Annotated in this window: 17 protein-coding genes; 11 read left to right on the top strand and 6 right to left on the bottom strand. The window is 61.5% G+C overall.

From position 1 onward, the window contains the following. Positions 1–212 precede the first annotated feature (212 nt). From AB4037_RS27615 to AB4037_RS27600, 4 genes are all read left to right on the top strand, one after another. Positions 213–1,253 (top strand): alpha/beta fold hydrolase, encoded by a 1,041-nt coding sequence (locus AB4037_RS27615; RefSeq protein WP_434960987.1) that lies wholly within the window; start codon positions 213–215, stop codon positions 1,251–1,253. Positions 1,254–1,274: 21 nt separating this feature from the next. Continuing rightward, complete coding sequence (locus tag AB4037_RS27610; protein ID WP_441773658.1) at positions 1,275–1,802, top strand: cytochrome P460 family protein; 528 nt, start codon at positions 1,275–1,277, stop codon at positions 1,800–1,802. 32 nt (positions 1,803–1,834) lie between these two features. After that, the gene (locus AB4037_RS27605) at positions 1,835–2,362 is read left to right on the top strand and encodes an isoprenylcysteine carboxyl methyltransferase family protein (protein WP_441773657.1); all 528 of its coding nucleotides are present in this window, start codon (positions 1,835–1,837) and stop codon (positions 2,360–2,362) included. Positions 2,363–2,423: 61 nt separating this feature from the next. Continuing rightward, the gene (locus AB4037_RS27600) at positions 2,424–3,209 is read left to right on the top strand and encodes an alpha/beta fold hydrolase (protein ID WP_441773656.1); all 786 of its coding nucleotides are present in this window, start codon (positions 2,424–2,426) and stop codon (positions 3,207–3,209) included. A 134-nt stretch (positions 3,210–3,343) separates the two neighbouring features. Here AB4037_RS27600 and AB4037_RS27595 read toward each other — a convergent pair whose 3' ends face one another. Both AB4037_RS27595 and AB4037_RS27590 read right to left on the bottom strand, forming a co-directional pair. Beyond that, positions 3,344–3,697, bottom strand: coding sequence for a hypothetical protein (locus tag AB4037_RS27595; protein ID WP_434960991.1), 354 nt, complete (start codon positions 3,695–3,697; stop codon positions 3,344–3,346). 68 nt (positions 3,698–3,765) lie between these two features. Next, positions 3,766–4,188, bottom strand: coding sequence for a hypothetical protein (locus AB4037_RS27590; RefSeq protein WP_441773655.1), 423 nt, complete (start codon positions 4,186–4,188; stop codon positions 3,766–3,768). A gap of 392 nt (positions 4,189–4,580) precedes the next feature. On the opposite strand from AB4037_RS27590, the gene AB4037_RS27585 reads away from it, so the two are divergent. Next, positions 4,581–5,534, top strand: coding sequence for a helix-turn-helix domain-containing protein (locus AB4037_RS27585; RefSeq protein WP_441773654.1), 954 nt, complete (start codon positions 4,581–4,583; stop codon positions 5,532–5,534). Positions 5,535–6,116: 582 nt separating this feature from the next. Continuing rightward, the gene (locus AB4037_RS27580) at positions 6,117–6,908 is read left to right on the top strand and encodes a helix-turn-helix domain-containing protein (RefSeq protein ID WP_441773653.1); all 792 of its coding nucleotides are present in this window, start codon (positions 6,117–6,119) and stop codon (positions 6,906–6,908) included. A 160-nt stretch (positions 6,909–7,068) separates the two neighbouring features. Here the strand turns inward: AB4037_RS27580 and AB4037_RS27575 are convergent, their stop codons facing one another. Both AB4037_RS27575 and AB4037_RS27570 read right to left on the bottom strand, forming a co-directional pair. After that, complete coding sequence (locus tag AB4037_RS27575; protein ID WP_434960995.1) at positions 7,069–7,830, bottom strand: FkbM family methyltransferase; 762 nt, start codon at positions 7,828–7,830, stop codon at positions 7,069–7,071. Positions 7,831–8,081: 251 nt separating this feature from the next. Beyond that, positions 8,082–10,232 (bottom strand): TonB-dependent receptor plug domain-containing protein, encoded by a 2,151-nt coding sequence (locus AB4037_RS27570; protein ID WP_441773652.1) that lies wholly within the window; start codon positions 10,230–10,232, stop codon positions 8,082–8,084. Between the two features lie 360 nt (positions 10,233–10,592). Between AB4037_RS27570 and AB4037_RS27565 the strand changes: the two genes are divergently transcribed. The 4 genes from AB4037_RS27565 to tsaA are packed head-to-tail and all read left to right on the top strand — an operon-like array spanning position 10,593 to position 14,003. Then, entirely contained in the window at positions 10,593–11,639 is a 1,047-nt protein-coding gene (locus AB4037_RS27565) for an iron ABC transporter substrate-binding protein (RefSeq protein ID WP_441773651.1), read from the top strand. Then, positions 11,639–12,694, top strand: a complete 1,056-nt coding sequence (locus AB4037_RS27560; RefSeq protein ID WP_441773650.1) for a FecCD family ABC transporter permease — start codon at positions 11,639–11,641, stop codon at positions 12,692–12,694. The genes AB4037_RS27565 and AB4037_RS27560 overlap by 1 nt, the downstream gene beginning before the upstream one ends. Beyond that, a complete protein-coding gene (locus AB4037_RS27555; protein WP_434961365.1) occupies positions 12,691–13,506 on the top strand; it encodes an ABC transporter ATP-binding protein in 816 nt (271 codons plus the stop codon). The genes AB4037_RS27560 and AB4037_RS27555 overlap by 4 nt, the downstream gene beginning before the upstream one ends. Positions 13,507–13,508: 2 nt before the next feature. Beyond that, on the top strand, positions 13,509–14,003 hold the full coding sequence (tsaA, locus tag AB4037_RS27550; protein ID WP_441773649.1) for a tRNA (N6-threonylcarbamoyladenosine(37)-N6)-methyltransferase TrmO: 495 nt from the start codon (positions 13,509–13,511) through the stop codon (positions 14,001–14,003). Between the two features lie 64 nt (positions 14,004–14,067). Here tsaA and AB4037_RS27545 read toward each other — a convergent pair whose 3' ends face one another. Both AB4037_RS27545 and AB4037_RS27540 read right to left on the bottom strand, forming a co-directional pair. After that, on the bottom strand, positions 14,068–14,715 hold the full coding sequence (locus AB4037_RS27545; protein ID WP_441773648.1) for a pyridoxine/pyridoxamine 5'-phosphate oxidase: 648 nt from the start codon (positions 14,713–14,715) through the stop codon (positions 14,068–14,070). 6 nt (positions 14,716–14,721) lie between these two features. After that, a complete protein-coding gene (locus AB4037_RS27540; protein WP_441773647.1) occupies positions 14,722–15,498 on the bottom strand; it encodes a class I SAM-dependent methyltransferase in 777 nt (258 codons plus the stop codon). A gap of 164 nt (positions 15,499–15,662) precedes the next feature. Between AB4037_RS27540 and AB4037_RS27535 the strand changes: the two genes are divergently transcribed. Further along, complete coding sequence (locus AB4037_RS27535; protein WP_441773646.1) at positions 15,663–16,556, top strand: LysR family transcriptional regulator; 894 nt, start codon at positions 15,663–15,665, stop codon at positions 16,554–16,556. The last annotated feature ends 35 nt before the right edge of the window (positions 16,557–16,591 follow it).

Below are 16,591 nucleotides of genomic sequence, written 5' to 3'. Positions count from 1 at the left end.
CGCCGCCCTCGATCCGCATCCTGCCGTATCCGGCTGGCTTGCCGATACATTGCCATACAGGCAGGCCGGCGGCGGCTGTGGCCGATTGTATCACTCTGTATCGAGGCGGAAGGGGCTTACATAGCCTTTCAAATCCAGCCGATGGCGACATAAGGCCGATACAGTGTTGCGGCTTTTTACGGCCACAACTTCAGCAATCGGGATTCATGTCGATGTCGGAACAAATCGATCAATCGCGCCGCGGCCTGCTCGGCACACTGGTGTTCGGTGCCGTTCTCGCGCCGCTCGGCGCAATCGGTGCCGTCAGCGCACAGACCAAGTCCTCTTCGTCCGCATCCGGCCGCGGCACCCATACCGCCTTCGCCTCGCTCAAGCAGATCAAGGCCGGGGTGCTCGATGTCGGCTATGCCGAGGCCGGGCCAGCCGATGGCACTCCCATGCTGCTGCTGCACGGTTGGCCCTATGACATCCACAGCTATGCCGACGTTGCACCGATCCTGGCGGCAGCCGGCTACCGGGTGATCGTGCCCTATCTGCGCGGCTATGGCAGCACGCGCTTCCTCTCGGCCGAGACGCCCCGCAACGGCCAGCAGGCCGCGCTGGGCAGCGACATCATCGCCTTCATGGATGCGCTGAAGATCGAGAAGGCAGTGATCGGCGGCTATGACTGGGGCGCCCGCACGGCCGACATCGTCGCGGCCCTCTGGCCCGAGCGCTGCAAGGCGCTGGTCTCGGTGAGCGGCTATCTCATCGGCAGCCAGGAGCTGAACAAGGCGCCCCTGCCGCCCAAGGCGGAGCTGCAGTGGTGGTACCAGTATTATTTCGCCACCGACCGGGGCGAGGCCGGCTATGCGAAATACACCCATGATTTTGCCCGGCTGATCTGGGAGCTCGCCTCGCCGCAATGGAAGTTCGACGACGCGACCTTCGCACGTTCGGCACAGGCCTTCGACAATCCCGATCATGTCGCCGTCTCCATCCACAATTACCGCTGGCGGCTCGGCTTGGCGCAAGGCGAAGCCAAGTATGATGAGTTGGAAAAGAAGCTCGCCGCCCTGCCGACGATCACCGTGCCGACGATCACCATGGAAGGCGATGCCAATGGCGCGCCGCACCCGGAGCCATCAGCCTATGCCAAGCGGTTCTCCGGCCGCTACGAGCATCGCCTGATCAAGGGCGGCATTGGCCACAACCTGCCGCAGGAGGCACCGCAAGCCTTCGCCCAGGCGATGCTCGACGTCGCCCGTTTCTGAACCAGGTGAAGGACTTCCACGATGAAGACCTCAGTGACCATGCCTTTGGCCGGTGCCTGCCTCGTGGCTGTGGTCGTCGCTGCGGCCGGAGCGCTCGCCCAGGATACGGAAGCCCCGAAGAGCGCATCCAAGCCGGCCTCGCCGATCTACGGCGTCACCATTCCGAACGGCTACCGGCAATGGGAATTGGTGGCGCCGGCGCTGGAGCACGAGCCCCTCAACGAGCTGCGCACTGTCCTCGGCAACAAGACCGCGATCGACGCCTATCGTGCCGGGACCCTGCCCTTCCCCGACGGGACCATTCTGGTCAAGCTTGCCTGGAAGCATGTGCAGTCGCCGGAATTCGAATCCGCCTTGGTACCAGGGCCGGCAACGACGGTGCAGGTCATGGTCAAGGATTCCAGGAAATATGCCGCCACCGGCGGCTGGGGGTTCGGGCGCTTCATCGACGGCAAGCCTGTGGACCTAGCCCAACACGAGACCTGCTTTGCCTGCCACGAGGCGCGCGTGAAAGCGCGTGACTATGTCTTTACCAAGCTGGCGCCATAAGGCGCCCTGCTCCTGACGATCCGGGAATTCACATGCCGCCCCATCTCATCCTCTTCGCCGTCGCCGCCTTTGCCTGGCGCCTCCTTACGCTCGCGATTTCGGCGCGGCACGAAAAGGCCTTGAAGAGGGATGGCGCGCAGGAATATGGCGCGAAGAACAGCATCCTCCTCGCGGTCTTTCACGTGATCTATTACGTCTGCGCGGTCGTCGAGTCGACGGCCAGATCGCATCAGCCGAACGCCCTTGTGTCCGCGGGCGGCATCGCGATCTACATCGCATCCACTTTCGTCCTCGTTTCGGTGATTCGTTCGCTCGGCGGGCTATGGACGATCAAGATCATCATCAGCCCGCAGCATCGGCGGGTTCAGAGCGGCCTGTTCTCGTTCGTGCGGCACCCCAACTACTTTCTGAATATCCTGCCCGAACTCATTGGTTTCGCACTGGCTCTCAACGCCTATTGGACGCTGGTGATCGGCATTCCCCTCTATTTCATCCCCCTGGTGACCCGCATCCGGCAGGAAGAAGCCGCGATGCGCGAGACCTTCGCTCCCGATCTGTAAACGCCCGATTTCATCTTCCCGCCCGAGATCCGGTGCGGGTGACAACCCGAAGGAAAGTCCGATGAAGAAGTTCGTGAGAGGGCTGGCCGTCGCTGGCGCCCTGTTGCTGAGTGCGCCCGCTCTGGCCGAGACAGCCAAGCCAACCGTGGTTCTCGTGCATGGCGCCTTTGCCGACGCCTCGAGCTGGAACGGCGTGATCCAGCGCCTCGAAAAGGACGGCTACCCCGTCGTCGCCGCCGCCAATCCGCTGCGCAGCGTGCGCGGTGACGCCGACTCCGTGGCCAGCCTGATCGACAGCATCAAGACGCCCGTGGTCCTGGTCGGCCATTCCTATGGCGGCTCGGTCATCAGCGAGGCCGCCGCCGGAAAGGCCAATGTCCAAGCCCTCGTCTATGTCGCGGCCTTTGCGCCGGAAACGGGCGAGACCGCCATCGGGCTCAGCGGCAAGTTCCCCGGCTCGACGCTCGGGCCGACACTCGCCCCGCCGGTGTCGACCTCGGGCGGCGGCAAGGATCTCTATATCCAGCAGGCCAAATTCCCCGACCAGTTCGCCGCGGACGTTCCCAAGGCCGAGGCGAAGCTGATGGCCGCCACGCAGCGGCCGATCACCGAAGCCGCGCTCGGCGAGGCCTCGACCGAGCCGGCCTGGAAGACGATCCCCTCCTGGTTCGTCTATGGCGACAAGGACCGCAACATCCCGCCCCAGGCCCTGGCCTTCATGGCGGACCGCGCCCATTCCAAGCAGACCGTGGTGGTCAAGGGCGCCTCGCATGTGGTGATGGTGTCGAACCCGGCAGTTGTCGCCAAGCTGATCGAAGCCGCTGCCCAGGCTTCGCCGGCAAAATAGGCTGCCTGTGCCTGCCAGGCATATGGGCCTCGCGTGCTATCAATGTCCCGCAGCGTCCGTCGATGCCGAGAATTTCAATGAACGGAAACCGCCCGGGTTTCGGGCCTGGACGGTTTCATCCAAGTTCAGATCGATCAGTTTTCAAAGAAGGCCCAACGCGTACCATTCCACTGGAAATAATAGGAGCGGCCAGCATACATGGCATAGCTATATCTACCACCGCGCGACGATGTAAAATATATCGAAAATTGGCGGCAACCATTTACGACCGTGGAACTGCCTGTCCAGACCGAATAACTCACAGAATTGCTTTCACTGCCATCTGGATAGGCGCAGGTAACGGAGAATGGAAGCAATACGCTGCGCCCGCCACTGTTGATCGCACTGATCCGGACACCGCCGGCTTGGGCAGGTATCACGGCCAAACCCAAATTAATCGCCGCGAACGTGAGTACACAGGCTGCTTTGGCGCAAAGAAAGCGGATCATCGTTCATACCGTTCGGAAAGATACATCTTTGTGGTTGAAGCCTTGGGCCTCCGCTGCAGAAGGCTTGTCTAGTCGCCGGCCACCATGTCCGTAAAACAGGAGGCAATGGCTCTATTGGCACCGAGTTTCATTGCCCATGCGAAAATCGCAGGCGCTTCGCTCTTATCGGCGACGCCTCCCCAGACATCCTTGAATTTAGGGGCACCGGACGAGGTCTCGAAAAAGAAATAGCCCGGATCAGCCACGGGTACGTTCGCATATACCACGGTCCAGCCGGCCGCCTGCATGAATTTCGTAACGTCAACCTTGGATGGTCGAACCTTCGCGTTGAGGTTCCCTGCGATAAGCTTCGCATAGTCGGTTCGCCGCTGTTTTGTCAGATGGGTATCGACTCCGTCGCAGGGGGACGCCGCAAAGGCTGGGGCAGATATCAGATAGAACGCGCCGATAATCGAACCGAATGAAGCGACTTTTCTGAAGGTAGGCACCATAAAAATATTCTCCATACTGAGAGTTTTTATTTAAAAAATAAAGTCTTTATCGAAAAGCTATAAAATAATTACCATTAGTTTTTGTTAAATTACACAAAACATATATTATTTTTGATAATATCATTTAACTAAATTTATTATCTATTTTATCTAGACACCGATGACAATATTATCTACCAGAATGTTCTCGGTTTGTAATAAGCCGATGCGAAATTTGTCGTTGAAAGCGCAGGTAATGATCGGATCGTGATAAATCGCAAGAATGTAGTAGTTTTCTGAAAGGTTGCGTGCAGCGCATGGGGGAAGCCGAATGAAGCGTATCGGGCCGGCCTCTCCAGCATCGAAAAAGCGGCATTATGCTATCCAGGCTGGAACTTGATATTCGAGATCTTATGGGTGCCCTGAAGTCGACGCCGGTCATTCGTGACGGGAGTGTATGGGACCCGCATCAGTCAACGCTCATCGGCGATTCATATATCAAGGTGGATGAAGCCTGCGTCCTGTGCATCCTTAGTGTACATGTATTTCAGCCATTCATCAGCCGCATTATACGTGGCGACTACATAACGATCCAATATCTGCAGGTCAGCGGAAACTATTTCCACCACCATAGCGGGCAGATTCAACAGGTTCACTCAGGATCGGTCTCGCTGACTGCGGCTCCGATGTCTGTCACCGAGATCCGTCAGCTTCGCCCGTCAGCATCCACCATCGCCACGAGAGCCATCTGCATTCATATCGCACGTGACCATCTTGTCGGGTCGTTCGGACTGCGGCCCGACTTCTGGCGCGACGAATATCGCGACGCTTTCTTCAATGTGGGAGCGTCTTCGCTTTCCATCGCGACGCCCCTCACGCCCGAGATGTGGATCATCCTCGACGCCCTGATCGACTGCAAGTTCGACGAGCCGATCCGCAGCATCTACCTGAAAGCCAAGGCCGTCGAATTGCTGGCTCTGACCGTTGTGCAATTCAACAATTTCGATCTCCCAGGCGGCACCGCGCAGCTTGCTTCGGCAGCCAGAGATCAGAGACTGATCGATATCGCCGCTCTCATCTATCGTCGAGAACTCAACAATCCTCCATCGGTCGAAGAATTGAGCCGACGTGTCGGGATCAACCGCAACAAGCTCACGGCCGGTTTCCAATCGGCTTTCGGACTGACCCCCGCTGATTTTTCACGCCGGCTCCGTCTCGAATGGGCCGCGCGGCGGCTTTCCGAGGGGCTCGATATCAGGCAGGCCGCCGCGGAGGTGGGCTATGACAGCGTGCCCGCATTCGGGCGCGCCTTCCGGCAGCATCACGGCAGGGTACCGTCCGAACTTTCTCCCCCGCCGGCCGATTGACTGAAATTACCCGGATAGCTGGCTGCCTGAAGCGGCATCGCACCGCCCGATCCCCACTACCTTTTTCCTTTCGATGTCGTCGAAAGGGCCGCAGCGTCTTACCCAGCCGGGGATCGAGATTCCGCCAGAATTACCAAGAAAAGGCCAGAATGACAAAAAGGTGCAATTTTGTGAAATCCAGTGATATCAAAGGGTTAGTTATAACTTGAACCCTTGCGGGCCGAAAGGATAGCTCTCGGATGGGGGTAATATTATGAGGTCGGCGTTCGCCATGCGTAGCCCGGCTTCGATCTGTGGGGCATGGCTGCGAAGCAGCCAATCATCCGGCATTCCAGCGCGAGGAAGCTCCGTGTCGATTCTGCTTTGGAGGAGTGCTTTCCTCCAATGGCCGGCTTCGATCACCGCGCTGAGGAGACGCCTGGGATACGCATCAGATCGAGGTTCGCCAGAGCTGCGTCGGGTCACGCCGCCTCTTTGCGACAGTCAGATCGTCCTGCTGCCCCCAGGACAAGGTGTTGAACGGGCATGCTCAGAGGCGTTCCGGACGAATGGGGTCCAAAATACGAGTCCGATGGGGGGGCGATGACGCGGTCCCACACTGGTCCGAATGCGATCGGGTATACGGCGCCCGTGCATATGGCCCTGGTGCTGCTGACGCCCCAGCCAGGCAGGGAACTCGCGCTCAACAGCGATCGCAGGACCGTGGGTGTGGCCCCTGCCGGCTCGCTTGAGATCATTCCCGCCTCGGCTGAGGTATTCGCCTGCTGGAAAGTCGAAAAGCAGAGCCTGCTGGTCGCGGTCGATCCCGGCCGCCTGGCGCGGCTGGCCGGTGCGGAGTTCGACAAGGATTGCTTCGAGCTCCACCCACCACAGCTGGGAACGGTCGACCGCCACGCCCATGCCCTCGCGCAATCCATGCGATATGAACTCGAGAACGCGGCTCTGAGCTTCGAGGAAAGTCTTGATGCCCTGATCACGCTGTTCTCCACCCATCTCCTGCGCAATTACTCATCGCTAAGGCCGCACTCGTCTCCTTCCCTCAATGGGGGCCTATCTCCGGCTACCTGGCGCAAGGTAAACGACTTCATTCAGGCGCATCTGAGCGAAACCTTGTCTCTCGAAAAGCTCGCTTCGATCGCACATTTGTCGCCAAGCCATTTCGCCCGGGCCTTCGGGCAGACGGCCGGACAATCGCCCCATGGTTATGTCGTGACGTCCCGATTGGCGCGGGCTCGTGAATTGATCGTCAACACCGACTTGCCGTTGAGCCAGATCGCGTCGAGTGTCGGTTTTGCCAATCACTCCCACATGACGATGCGGATGAAACGCCTATGGGGTGCGACACCTGCCGAATATCGGCGCCAGCAACGCTGAGACAGCGAGCGTGTCGCCTGCAGCGCCACTTTCTACCCATTCACACCCAGAGGAAGCCATCATTCCAGGCAAACCGGCCCGCCATCGGAACGCCCGAAAGCGCAGTGGCCGCCAAGATGGTTACGGGAATTGCCCGTATACCCCTTGCGCCGCCCGTCCTTCAATTCTCCCGCGCAGCCTTGACGACGCGTCCGAGGAATTCGACCAGCCGTGGCTCGAAGCGTTCGCCGAGGAGGCAGAGGCAATCATGGCGGTCGTAGATGATGTGATAACCGAGTTTTTCGAGAAACTCGCCAATCGCCCGTGAGGCTTCGGCCGTAAGCGCCACATGCTCGAACAGGATCGCCGAGGGACGGTGGCGGTCAAAATCAAAGGTGCGCAAGACAATGTCGTCGCAGCCTTCGACATCGATCACCAACAGGTCAGCCGTCTCGAATCCGGTTTCCCGGCAGAGCGAGTCGAGCCTGCGTGTCGTAACCGGCACGGTCTCGATCATTCCGGGCAGATCATCATATTTGAGTTCGTGCATCATGATGGTCGGCAGCGAGAAGCTGCTCAACACGTCCTCGCCGCGGACAATGTGGAAGTCACGCGTCCCCTCCTCCGGCCAGATCGCCTCATCGCGGAAGATCAGTCCGTCACGCGTGCCGTAATGGGTACGCAGCCGCTCCATCGCCGCCGGCACCGGCTCGACCAGCAGGCCGCGCCAGCCACCCTGGATGACGTGCCGGCTGATGGGATCGCCGCGCATGCCGTCATTGGCGCCGACCTGCACGAAGGTGAGCGGCGCCGCATCGGGCTCGATCATCGCAAGCACATAGTCGACGATCTCGGCAAAGACGTACTTCGTGTTGCGCGGCTCCTTCTGGCAGAACACGGAACTCGAAAGGCCGGCAACGCCGGGATAGGCAGGTCGATTCATCGCTGCTCGTCACTTTCCTTCATCGTGGCGAAGCGGCATCCTACGCCGCAGGACATGAGCCCCTCGGGTGCGACTGTTTGCCGGACGCCAGCGGCCGGTGCGAGGCTGGACGAAGATCATGCCTCCACCGCCCATGATCGTCAGGGTGGCCCCGGACCATAGAAAACCGATGCGGAGATTACCAGGATAATGGCCATCTCCGGCCCGGGAACGAACACGGCCTCCCTCAGGACAACGGCCAGCCGACAGGATCAGAACGTCGCCGTCATGCTGACGAAGAAGTTGCGGCCGGGCTCCGGAAAGCCATAGGCAAGCTGATAGTCGGTATCGAAGATGTTGCGGATACCCGCATCGAACTGCAGGTTCTGGGAGGCCTTGTAGCTGACGTTCAAATTCGCCAGCGCAAAGCCCTCGGTCTTGAAGAAGTTGTTCTCCAGGCGGTCCGTCGACCAGCGCGAACTGTAGAGCTCGAGGCTTGGCCGCACCGTGAAATTGTCCCAGGGGAGCCATTCGACATAGAGATAGGCGATGTTGCCCGGGGTTCCGACCGGCTGTAGCCCGGGCCGCTGGGGATCCATCAGCCTGCGCTTGAGATAGGTGTAGCGGGCTCCCAGCGTCAGGTCGGAACGGGGCGCCCATTCGCCATAGAGTTCGACGCCGTAGGTGCGGCCGTCGCCGACATTCTGGTTCTGGATCTTGTTGCCGCCGATGGAGACAGACTGGATGACGTTCTTGAGATCGCTGTAGAACACCGAACCGCCCAGTTGCACGCCTTCCAGAGGCTTGCCGGCCCAGCCGATCTCGTAATTGATCGCCCGTTCTGGCTTCAGGCTCGGATTGGGCAGGGCATCGCCAAAGCGCGTGCTGAAGCGCTCGAACAGGGTCGGAAAACGGGAGCGCGACGAGACGCTGGCGTGGAACTGCGAAGCCTCGCTCTGGCGGTAGATGCTGGCGAGCTGCCAGTTGAAGGCATGGCTGCCGCCTGTCGGATAGTCGAACCGGCCGAGCGTCGTATTATAGTCCTGCGCTCTCTTGATATCGTTGAGATCGTAGCTGACGCCGGCGACGAAATCGAGCTTGTCGGTGGCGTGGAAGGTGTCCTCGACGGCAAAGGACCAGGTATCCTCGGATGTGCGCTGCCATGGCTCCATGACGTCGGAAACGCCGGGCCGGTTGTGTTGGCGCTCCTGGTGGACGTCACGGCGGAAGTGGATCGCCGCCTTCAGCGTGTTCATCGCAATGAGGTCTGTGCCACCTTCGAGGCTGAAGCCATAGGCATGGTCGCGATAATAGCTATCGAAGGAACGTGTCGTCGTCTGGGTCGTATGACTGTAGTCGTCATAGGCCTGCAGCAGGTTGTCGAACGTGTTGTAATAGGCCCGCGTCTTGATGTAGGAGGCCTCGCCGATTGCCGTCTTGGAGTTGAAGGCAAGGCTGGAGATGTTCCAGTAGGGCCATTCCCAGTCGCGCTGATAGGCCGTGCCAGGTGGTAACGGCATTGGCGTGATCCCGCGCACCGGTTCATAGATCGAATAGGGCGCGGCCTTCTCGCCGCCCTGGCGCGTATAGCTCACGACATATTCATCGGTATCGTTGGGCGTAAAGCCGAGCTTGAAATTGGCGCGCCAGTCCTTGACGTTGGTGAAGTTGCGGCGACCGCCCTTTTCGATCGGCCCACCCGCACCGATCGACACCGGATCGAAGCTGCGCGGCAGGAACCAGCCATTGCTGGTGCGGTAGGAGCCGTTGGCCATCAGGTAGAAATGATCCTGCTTGATGCCCACCGATCCGGAGGTGGTGAAGCCCGCTAGGGCACCGGTGTTGCCGGCATCGATCCCCTGCCGCAATTCGCCCTCATAGGCCTTGGTCGGCTTGCGGGTAACCAGATTGATCGCGCCGCCCATGCCGCCGGGACCGCTGAGCACGGAGACATAACCCTTCTGCACCTGGATCTCGGCGAGATCCGGCGTCAGGAAGCGGCCGAAGTCGATACGGTTGTCCGCCGGCAGATAGACGCGGACGCCGTCGATATAGAGGGGAACCTGGAAGCGGTCGAAGCCGCGGATATAGATCAGCCTCTCGTTGCGGCTGCCGCCTGTATTGGAGACTTCGACGCCCGGCGTCGTCGCCAAAGCATCATCGAGCGTATTGCGGTTGCTTTTCTGGATATCCGTAGCGGTAACGGTGCTCCGTGATATCGACTGGCCACCGATGTCGGAATTGCTGGCCTGCGACGGCAGGGTGCCGAGGACGAAGACCGGATCCAGCTCTATGGGCTGTTCGGCCTGGCCCTGGGCCGGTTTCTTTTTCTTGGTATCGGTCGCTTCCTGGGCTCCCGCCCCAGACAGCAGGACAGCATTCGACAGCAGCAATACGGCAACACTCGACAACAGTCGGCGCATCAGGATCCCCCAGCCCTTTAGACGGCTTGCTGCTCCAAAGCCTCCGGGATGGAAGCCGCCCCTTGGAACGCAAACGTTATGCTTGATGGAATACAACGAAGTGCCATGCAATCAAGTCCTCCCCTGCAATTTTGTTTCAGGAAAGGAAAAGTAGCCGTCAAAATCAACCGAAAAGAGATTAAATCACGCCCTCCCTTCATGTTCCCTCGACGATAGGAACGCGAGCCGAGAAGCGTTCCTTCATCGTGCGACGGTCACGATTCCCGGCTGCGATCTGTGGCCGCGGCAGCCAGGCGGGCCTTGACCGGGATATCCATCCAACCATAACGATTGGTGGACTTCCGCGATGGAGACGTTTCGATGCTTCGGCGCTCATTCCTGTCGGCTCTGGCGGCGATGCTGCTTGTCGTTCTGCCACAGTCCGGCATTGCCCAGACGCGGACATTCGTCGACGCGGCCGGTCGCAGCGTCGAGCTGCCGGTCGCCATTCATCGCGCCATGGCGGCAGGACCCCCTGCTTCCGTTCTGCTCTACGCCATCGCGCCCGAGAAGATGGTCGGCTGGGTTCGGGCGCCATCGGCAGAGGAAAAGGCGTTCCTTGCGATTCCCTACCGCGATCTGCCGGCCCATGGACGGCTGACCGACAAGGGCAATACGGCCAATATCGAAGCGGTCCTGGCGCTGAAACCCGATGTGATCATCGATGTGGGAACCGTCGACGGCACCTACGCCTCACTCGCCGACCGGGTGCAGCAGCAGACCGGCATTCCCTATGTCCTGATCGACGGCCGCTTCGCCAAGTCGGCCGATAGCCTGCGCAAGCTCGGCGATATTCTCGGCGAGCCCGGGCGGGCGGACGAATTGGTCCGGTTTGCCGACGAGGCAACACGCCGCCTCGATACAGCAGTGAAAGCCATCCCGGCCGGCGAGCGGCCGCATGTCTATTACGGCCGCGGCCCCGATGGTCTGGAGACCGGGCTTGCCGGCTCGATCAATACGGAGGTCCTGGAAGCGGTCGGCGCAACCAATGTCGCCGATGCCGCCGGTGCCGGCGGCCTTGCCCGAGTGTCCATGGAGCAATTGCTCGCCTGGAATCCCGACATCATCCTGACACTCGACCGGAACTTCCAGGCCAAGGTCGCGACAGATCCGGTCTGGGCCAGCATTACGGCGGTGAAGAACCACCGGGTCTACCAGGCACCGGCTCTGCCGTTCGGTTGGTTCGATGCGCCGCCCGGCATCAATCGCATCATCGGCGTGGCCTGGCTGACATCGGCGCTCTATCCCGGCCGTACGGACATCGACCTTCGGCAGGAAACAAGGACCTTCTACCACCTGTTCTATCATGTCGAACTCACCGAGCCCCAGCTCGACAGCCTGCTCGCTACCGCGACGGGAAAGCCGTAATGGCCGGGCGCAGGAGCCTGCACGAAGCCTTGCCCGGCGGACGGTCTCCGCACGCCTGGGCTTCGTTCCCGATCGCCTTCGCGCTCCTGGTGATCGTGGTACTGATCTCCCTCGGCACCGGAAAATACAGTGTTTCGCCGCCGGATATCGTCAGGGTGATCTGGTCCAGGCTGTCCGGCCTTCCCAGTGGTCTCGATGCGACGATCGACACCGTGGTCTGGCAAGTGAGGCTGCCACGCGTGATCGCCGGATTCCTGATCGGTGCATCCCTTGCGACGGCTGGGGCCGTTTACCAGGGACTGTTTCGCAACCCGCTCGTCTCGCCCGATCTTCTCGGCGTGTCGGCCGGCGCCAGCCTCGGCGCGGTCGCGGCCATCTTCCTTGGCTTATCGGTTGCCGTGATCCAGGCCATGGCCTTTGCCGGCGGGCTTGCCGCTGTCGGGCTCGTCTATATCGTGGGATCCTCGATCCGCCAGGGCGATCCGGTCCTGCTCCTGGTCCTGGCCGGCGTTGCAATCGGCGCGCTGCTCGGCTCCAGCATCTCCCTGCTCAAGGTGCTCGCCGATCCCTACAACCAGTTGCCGGCAATCACCTTCTGGCTGCTCGGAAGCCTTTCCAGCGTAACCCCAGCGGACGTCGCCTCGATCCTGCCGGCTATCATCATCGGCCTCGTCCCGATCATTCTGCTGCGCTGGCGCATGAACCCGATGGCCCTCGACGACGAGGAAGCCCGCGCACTCGGCCTGGCAACGGGCCATCTTCGGCTCATCCTGGTCGCAGCCGCGACCTTGATGACGGCGGCAGCGGTCTCGGTCTGCGGCATCATCGGCTGGATCGGCCTCCTGGTGCCGCATGTGGCACGTATGATGACCGGACCGGAGTTCTCGCGCCTGCTTCCGGCCTCCCTCATTTTGGGAGGCGGCTTTCTCATCGGCGTCGATACGCTGGCGCGCTCGATGGCGCAGATCGAAATACCGCTCGGCATCTTGACCGCCGCGATCGGCGCACCCTTCTTCCTCTTTATGCTGGCGAGGACAAGGCGAGGATGGCAATGATGCTGGAGGCGGTCGATCTGGCCTTCGGATATCGCGGCACGCTTGTGGGGAGCGGTGTAACCCTGGCGGCCCGGCAAGGCGAGGTTCTGTGCCTGCTCGGGCCCAATGGCTGCGGCAAGACCACCTTGTTCAAGACGCTGCTCGGCCTGATTCCGGCCCAGGGCGGGCGGCTGACCCTGGACGGACGCGACATCCGAGCTTTCAGCCGCGCCGAATTTGCCCGCCGCATCGGCTATGTCCCACAGGCGAACGCCGCCTATTTCCCCTTCAGCGTGATCGACGTCGTCCTGATGGGCCGGGCAAGCCGCATTCCCACATTCGCGGCCCCCTCCAGTCACGATCGCGAGATTGCCTGGGATGCGCTCGATATGCTCGGCATCCGCGAACTCGGCACGCGTTCCTACACGCAGATCAGCGGTGGCGAGCGCCAGATGGTGTTGATCGCCCGTGCCTTGGCGCAGCAACCGGCCCTGATCGTCATGGACGAGCCGACCGCCAGCCTCGATTTCGGCAATCAATCCCGCGTGCTCGAACGCATTCGTGCGATGGCAGGGTCAGGCCTTGGCGTGATCCTCTCCACCCACGATCCCGGTCACGCCTTCGCCTGCGGCGATCGCGTTGCCCTGATGCGCCAGGGGCGGCTCGATGCAGTCGGCCCACCCTCCGACGTCATGACGCCCGCCCTCCTGGAAAAGCTCTATGGCGTTGGGGTCGCCATCGAGTTCCTGGCATCGGCCGGCCGGCACATCTGCGTTCCCATCCTTGCCGCTGCGCAGCTTCCCGCCACGGCAAGCCAGACAAGAAGGACCTGAGCATGGTTCGCGAAAGCGAAATTAGACAAAACGAGGTGGCGGTTTCCCCTCCCGAGCCGACCGATGCGGGGCTGGTCTTCATTGGTCGCATCCTGACGCCATGGACGTCGAGGCTGATGGCCCCGCGGCAGGGCCGGCCGGATGGGCCGGTCTGCCGCATCGAGATCTTCAAGCCATGGCAGGCGGCGCTCGACGGGATCGAGCATTTCGAGCGCCTGGAGGTCCTCTACTGGCTGCATCTGTCGCGCCGCGATCTCGTCCTCCAGAGTCCGGCCAATGACGGCACCACCCATGGCACGTTCGCACTTCGCTCGCCGGTCCGCCCGAACCCGATCGGCACCTCGATCGTGACGCTCGTGGCTCGCGAAGGATCGACATTGCTGGTCCGCGGGCTCGATTGCCTCGACGGCACTCCCTTGCTGGATCTCAAGCCCGATCGCACCCTGTTCAAGCCGATCGCACCCGAGCAACCCGGCGATCGGGAGACGCAGGCCTGACGCCCGCCTCTCCCCAAGGCGCGCTGTTTTATGCGAAACGCTGCGAGGGGGCGGGACGCTTCTATCACGGCCACAGCTTTTCGCGCGACCATCCCACCGCTTCCCGCCGGTAGCGCAGACGCCGATGCCGACGTTCCGCATCGCCTTGCCAGAATTCCACCTCCTGCGGCGCCACGATGAAAAGGCTCCAATGCTGCGCAACCAGATCCGGTCTTTCCCACATGCGATCCTGCTGCAGTGCAAGCGCGTCCTCCAGATCCTTGGCGGATGTCAGCGGCTCACTTTGCCTGGCGGCGAACGCAATCGCCCGCGCACCCGCCGGCCGGGCGAGAAAGTCGGCATCACGCTCATGCATATCGGCCCGCTCAACCAAGCCACGAATACGCACCTGGCGTCCGAGCCGTGACCAATAAAAAGTCAGGGCCACCTGGGGGTTGTGCGCGATCTGACGTCCTTTCGGGCCCTGATCGGTGGATGCAAAATGCCAGCCGCGATGATCGAGATTCTTGAGGATGAGAACACGCGCATCGGGCGCCCCTTCCTCATCGACCGTCGAGAGTACCATGGCATGCGGTTCATCCACGCCGGCCTCGACGGCATCGCGGAACCAAGAGGCAAACAAGAGCCGCGGTTCCCCCGGCACCCCATCCATGTCGAAGGCCGGGAGGGGACCGGCGAGCGACTTCAAGGCACGTAATTCGTCCTTCATCATCCCACCTCACGGCCTCGATATGATCAGCCGCAAGGACCCTTCGAAGAAAGGCTGGCTGCGGAGTTCGCCATAGCGCCTGTCCCAGGTTCCATCCTTCAGGTCGCGGCTGAGATCGGCAACGAATCGCTCGCCGACGGCAGGGTCGACGAAACTCCACGCCGAGTTGGCAAGCCGTGCGCCGGGCTCGAGCAGACGTTCCGGCCTGCCGTAATAAGCCTCGCCGAACCCGTCGATGCAGCCCAGCGGGATGGGCACCGGCCTAACCTCGATATCGCCTGCGAGCGCATCGGCAATGGACGCCATGCTTGGATAACGCCGGGCCTCGACGGCGATCATCTCCGGGACGTAGGCCTGCAGCCAGGAACGTTCCAGCGCATCGGGATCGCAGCTGAGAACCAGGACCGGCCCACTCGTGACGCGGCGCATCTCCCTCAGACCTTGCTTGAGATCCGCCCATTGATGGACCGTAAATGTCGCCATGCTGGCATCGAAACTCCGGTCGGGGAAAGGTAGGTGTTCGGCCGTTGCATCGAGTGCCGTCGACAGATGAGCCGGCCGCTGCGCCCGCATCGAGGCAGAGGGCTCGACCGCCGTCACCTTGCGGTCGACCGGTTCGTAGGAGCCCGCGCCGGCGCCGACATTGAGTACGGTTGCCGCGTCGCCCAGGGCCTCCAGGATGAATTGGGCGATGCGGGGATCCGGCTGGCGATAGGTCCGGTAGCCGCTACCGATCACGCCATAATTCGCATCGCCGGCGCTGCCGTCTTGGTATCTGCCATGCATATCCCGTCTCCCGTGTTTGCATGGAACAAGGCGGACGGCCCACTCGCCGGCCTGTCTTCCTCCGTTCCAAAAATGGCTGGTCTCTTCTGTCGAGAGATAGAAAACACCATGATTTACATGGTGAGAATCGATATGATCGAACACCCAATGTTCGGAAAAAGCACATGGCAAGGCATATTCCCTCGCTGAACGCGTTGCGTGCCTTCGAGGCGGCGGGCCGTCATGGCCTGATGACGCGCGCAGCCGACGAACTCAACGTCACCCACAGCGCGGTCAGTCGCCAGATACGGCATCTGGAGCAGGTGCTGGGCGTGCCGCTTTTCGAAGGCCCGAAGAACAGGCTGCGCCTGACTGACGCCGGCACGACATTGCTGTCCGGCCTCGTGAAGGCTTTCGACCAGATCGACATGTCGGTTCGCTCGGTGGCCGACATCGAGCAAGGCCCGCTCGATATATCGTGCCCCGGAACGTTCACCATGCGCTGGCTCATTCCGCGGCTCTATCGCTTCCAGGCCGAATATCCCGAAATCGAGGTGCGTCTGACGGCATCGTCCCGCCCCGTCGATTTCAGCAGGGACGGTTTCGACGTCGCCATACGCGTCGGGGCAGTTCCATGGCCTGAAGGAGCCGAAATCATCGAGCTGTTTCCCGAACAGACCGGTCCCGTGCTCGCGCCGCCGCTGGCGGCGGCATCAGCCAGTGGGCTCGACGCCATCCCACAGCTCCACACCCGCACGCGCCTGCGGGCATGGGGCGACTGGCACTCGCGCTCGGGGCAATCGATCCAGGCCGGGCCGCGCGTCGAATACGAGCATTTCTATTTCATGCTGGAAGCGGCGAGAGCCGGCCTCGGTGTCTGCGTCGCACCCTGGCCCTATGTCAGCGAGGACATCCATTCCGGCCGGCTGCAAGCACCGATGGGCTTCCTCGACAGTGGCCACGACTATGTCGCCCTGCGCCGGGCGAGACGCAATCGCAAGTCCAGCCTGTTTTGTGACTGGCTTCGCGCCGAAGCCGGCGCCTTTCTGAAATCCGACCCGCCACCGTCGAACATCTGAGGGCGCCATTCAACGGCACCCTCGGCGTTGAAGAT

The sequence above is a fragment of the Labrys sp. KB_33_2 genome (assembly GCF_052114505.1).
In the GTDB taxonomy this organism is placed as follows: domain Bacteria; phylum Pseudomonadota; class Alphaproteobacteria; order Rhizobiales; family Labraceae; genus Labrys.
Note: the sequence above shows the minus strand (reverse complement) of the source record. Positions and strands in the feature narration are given on the sequence as shown.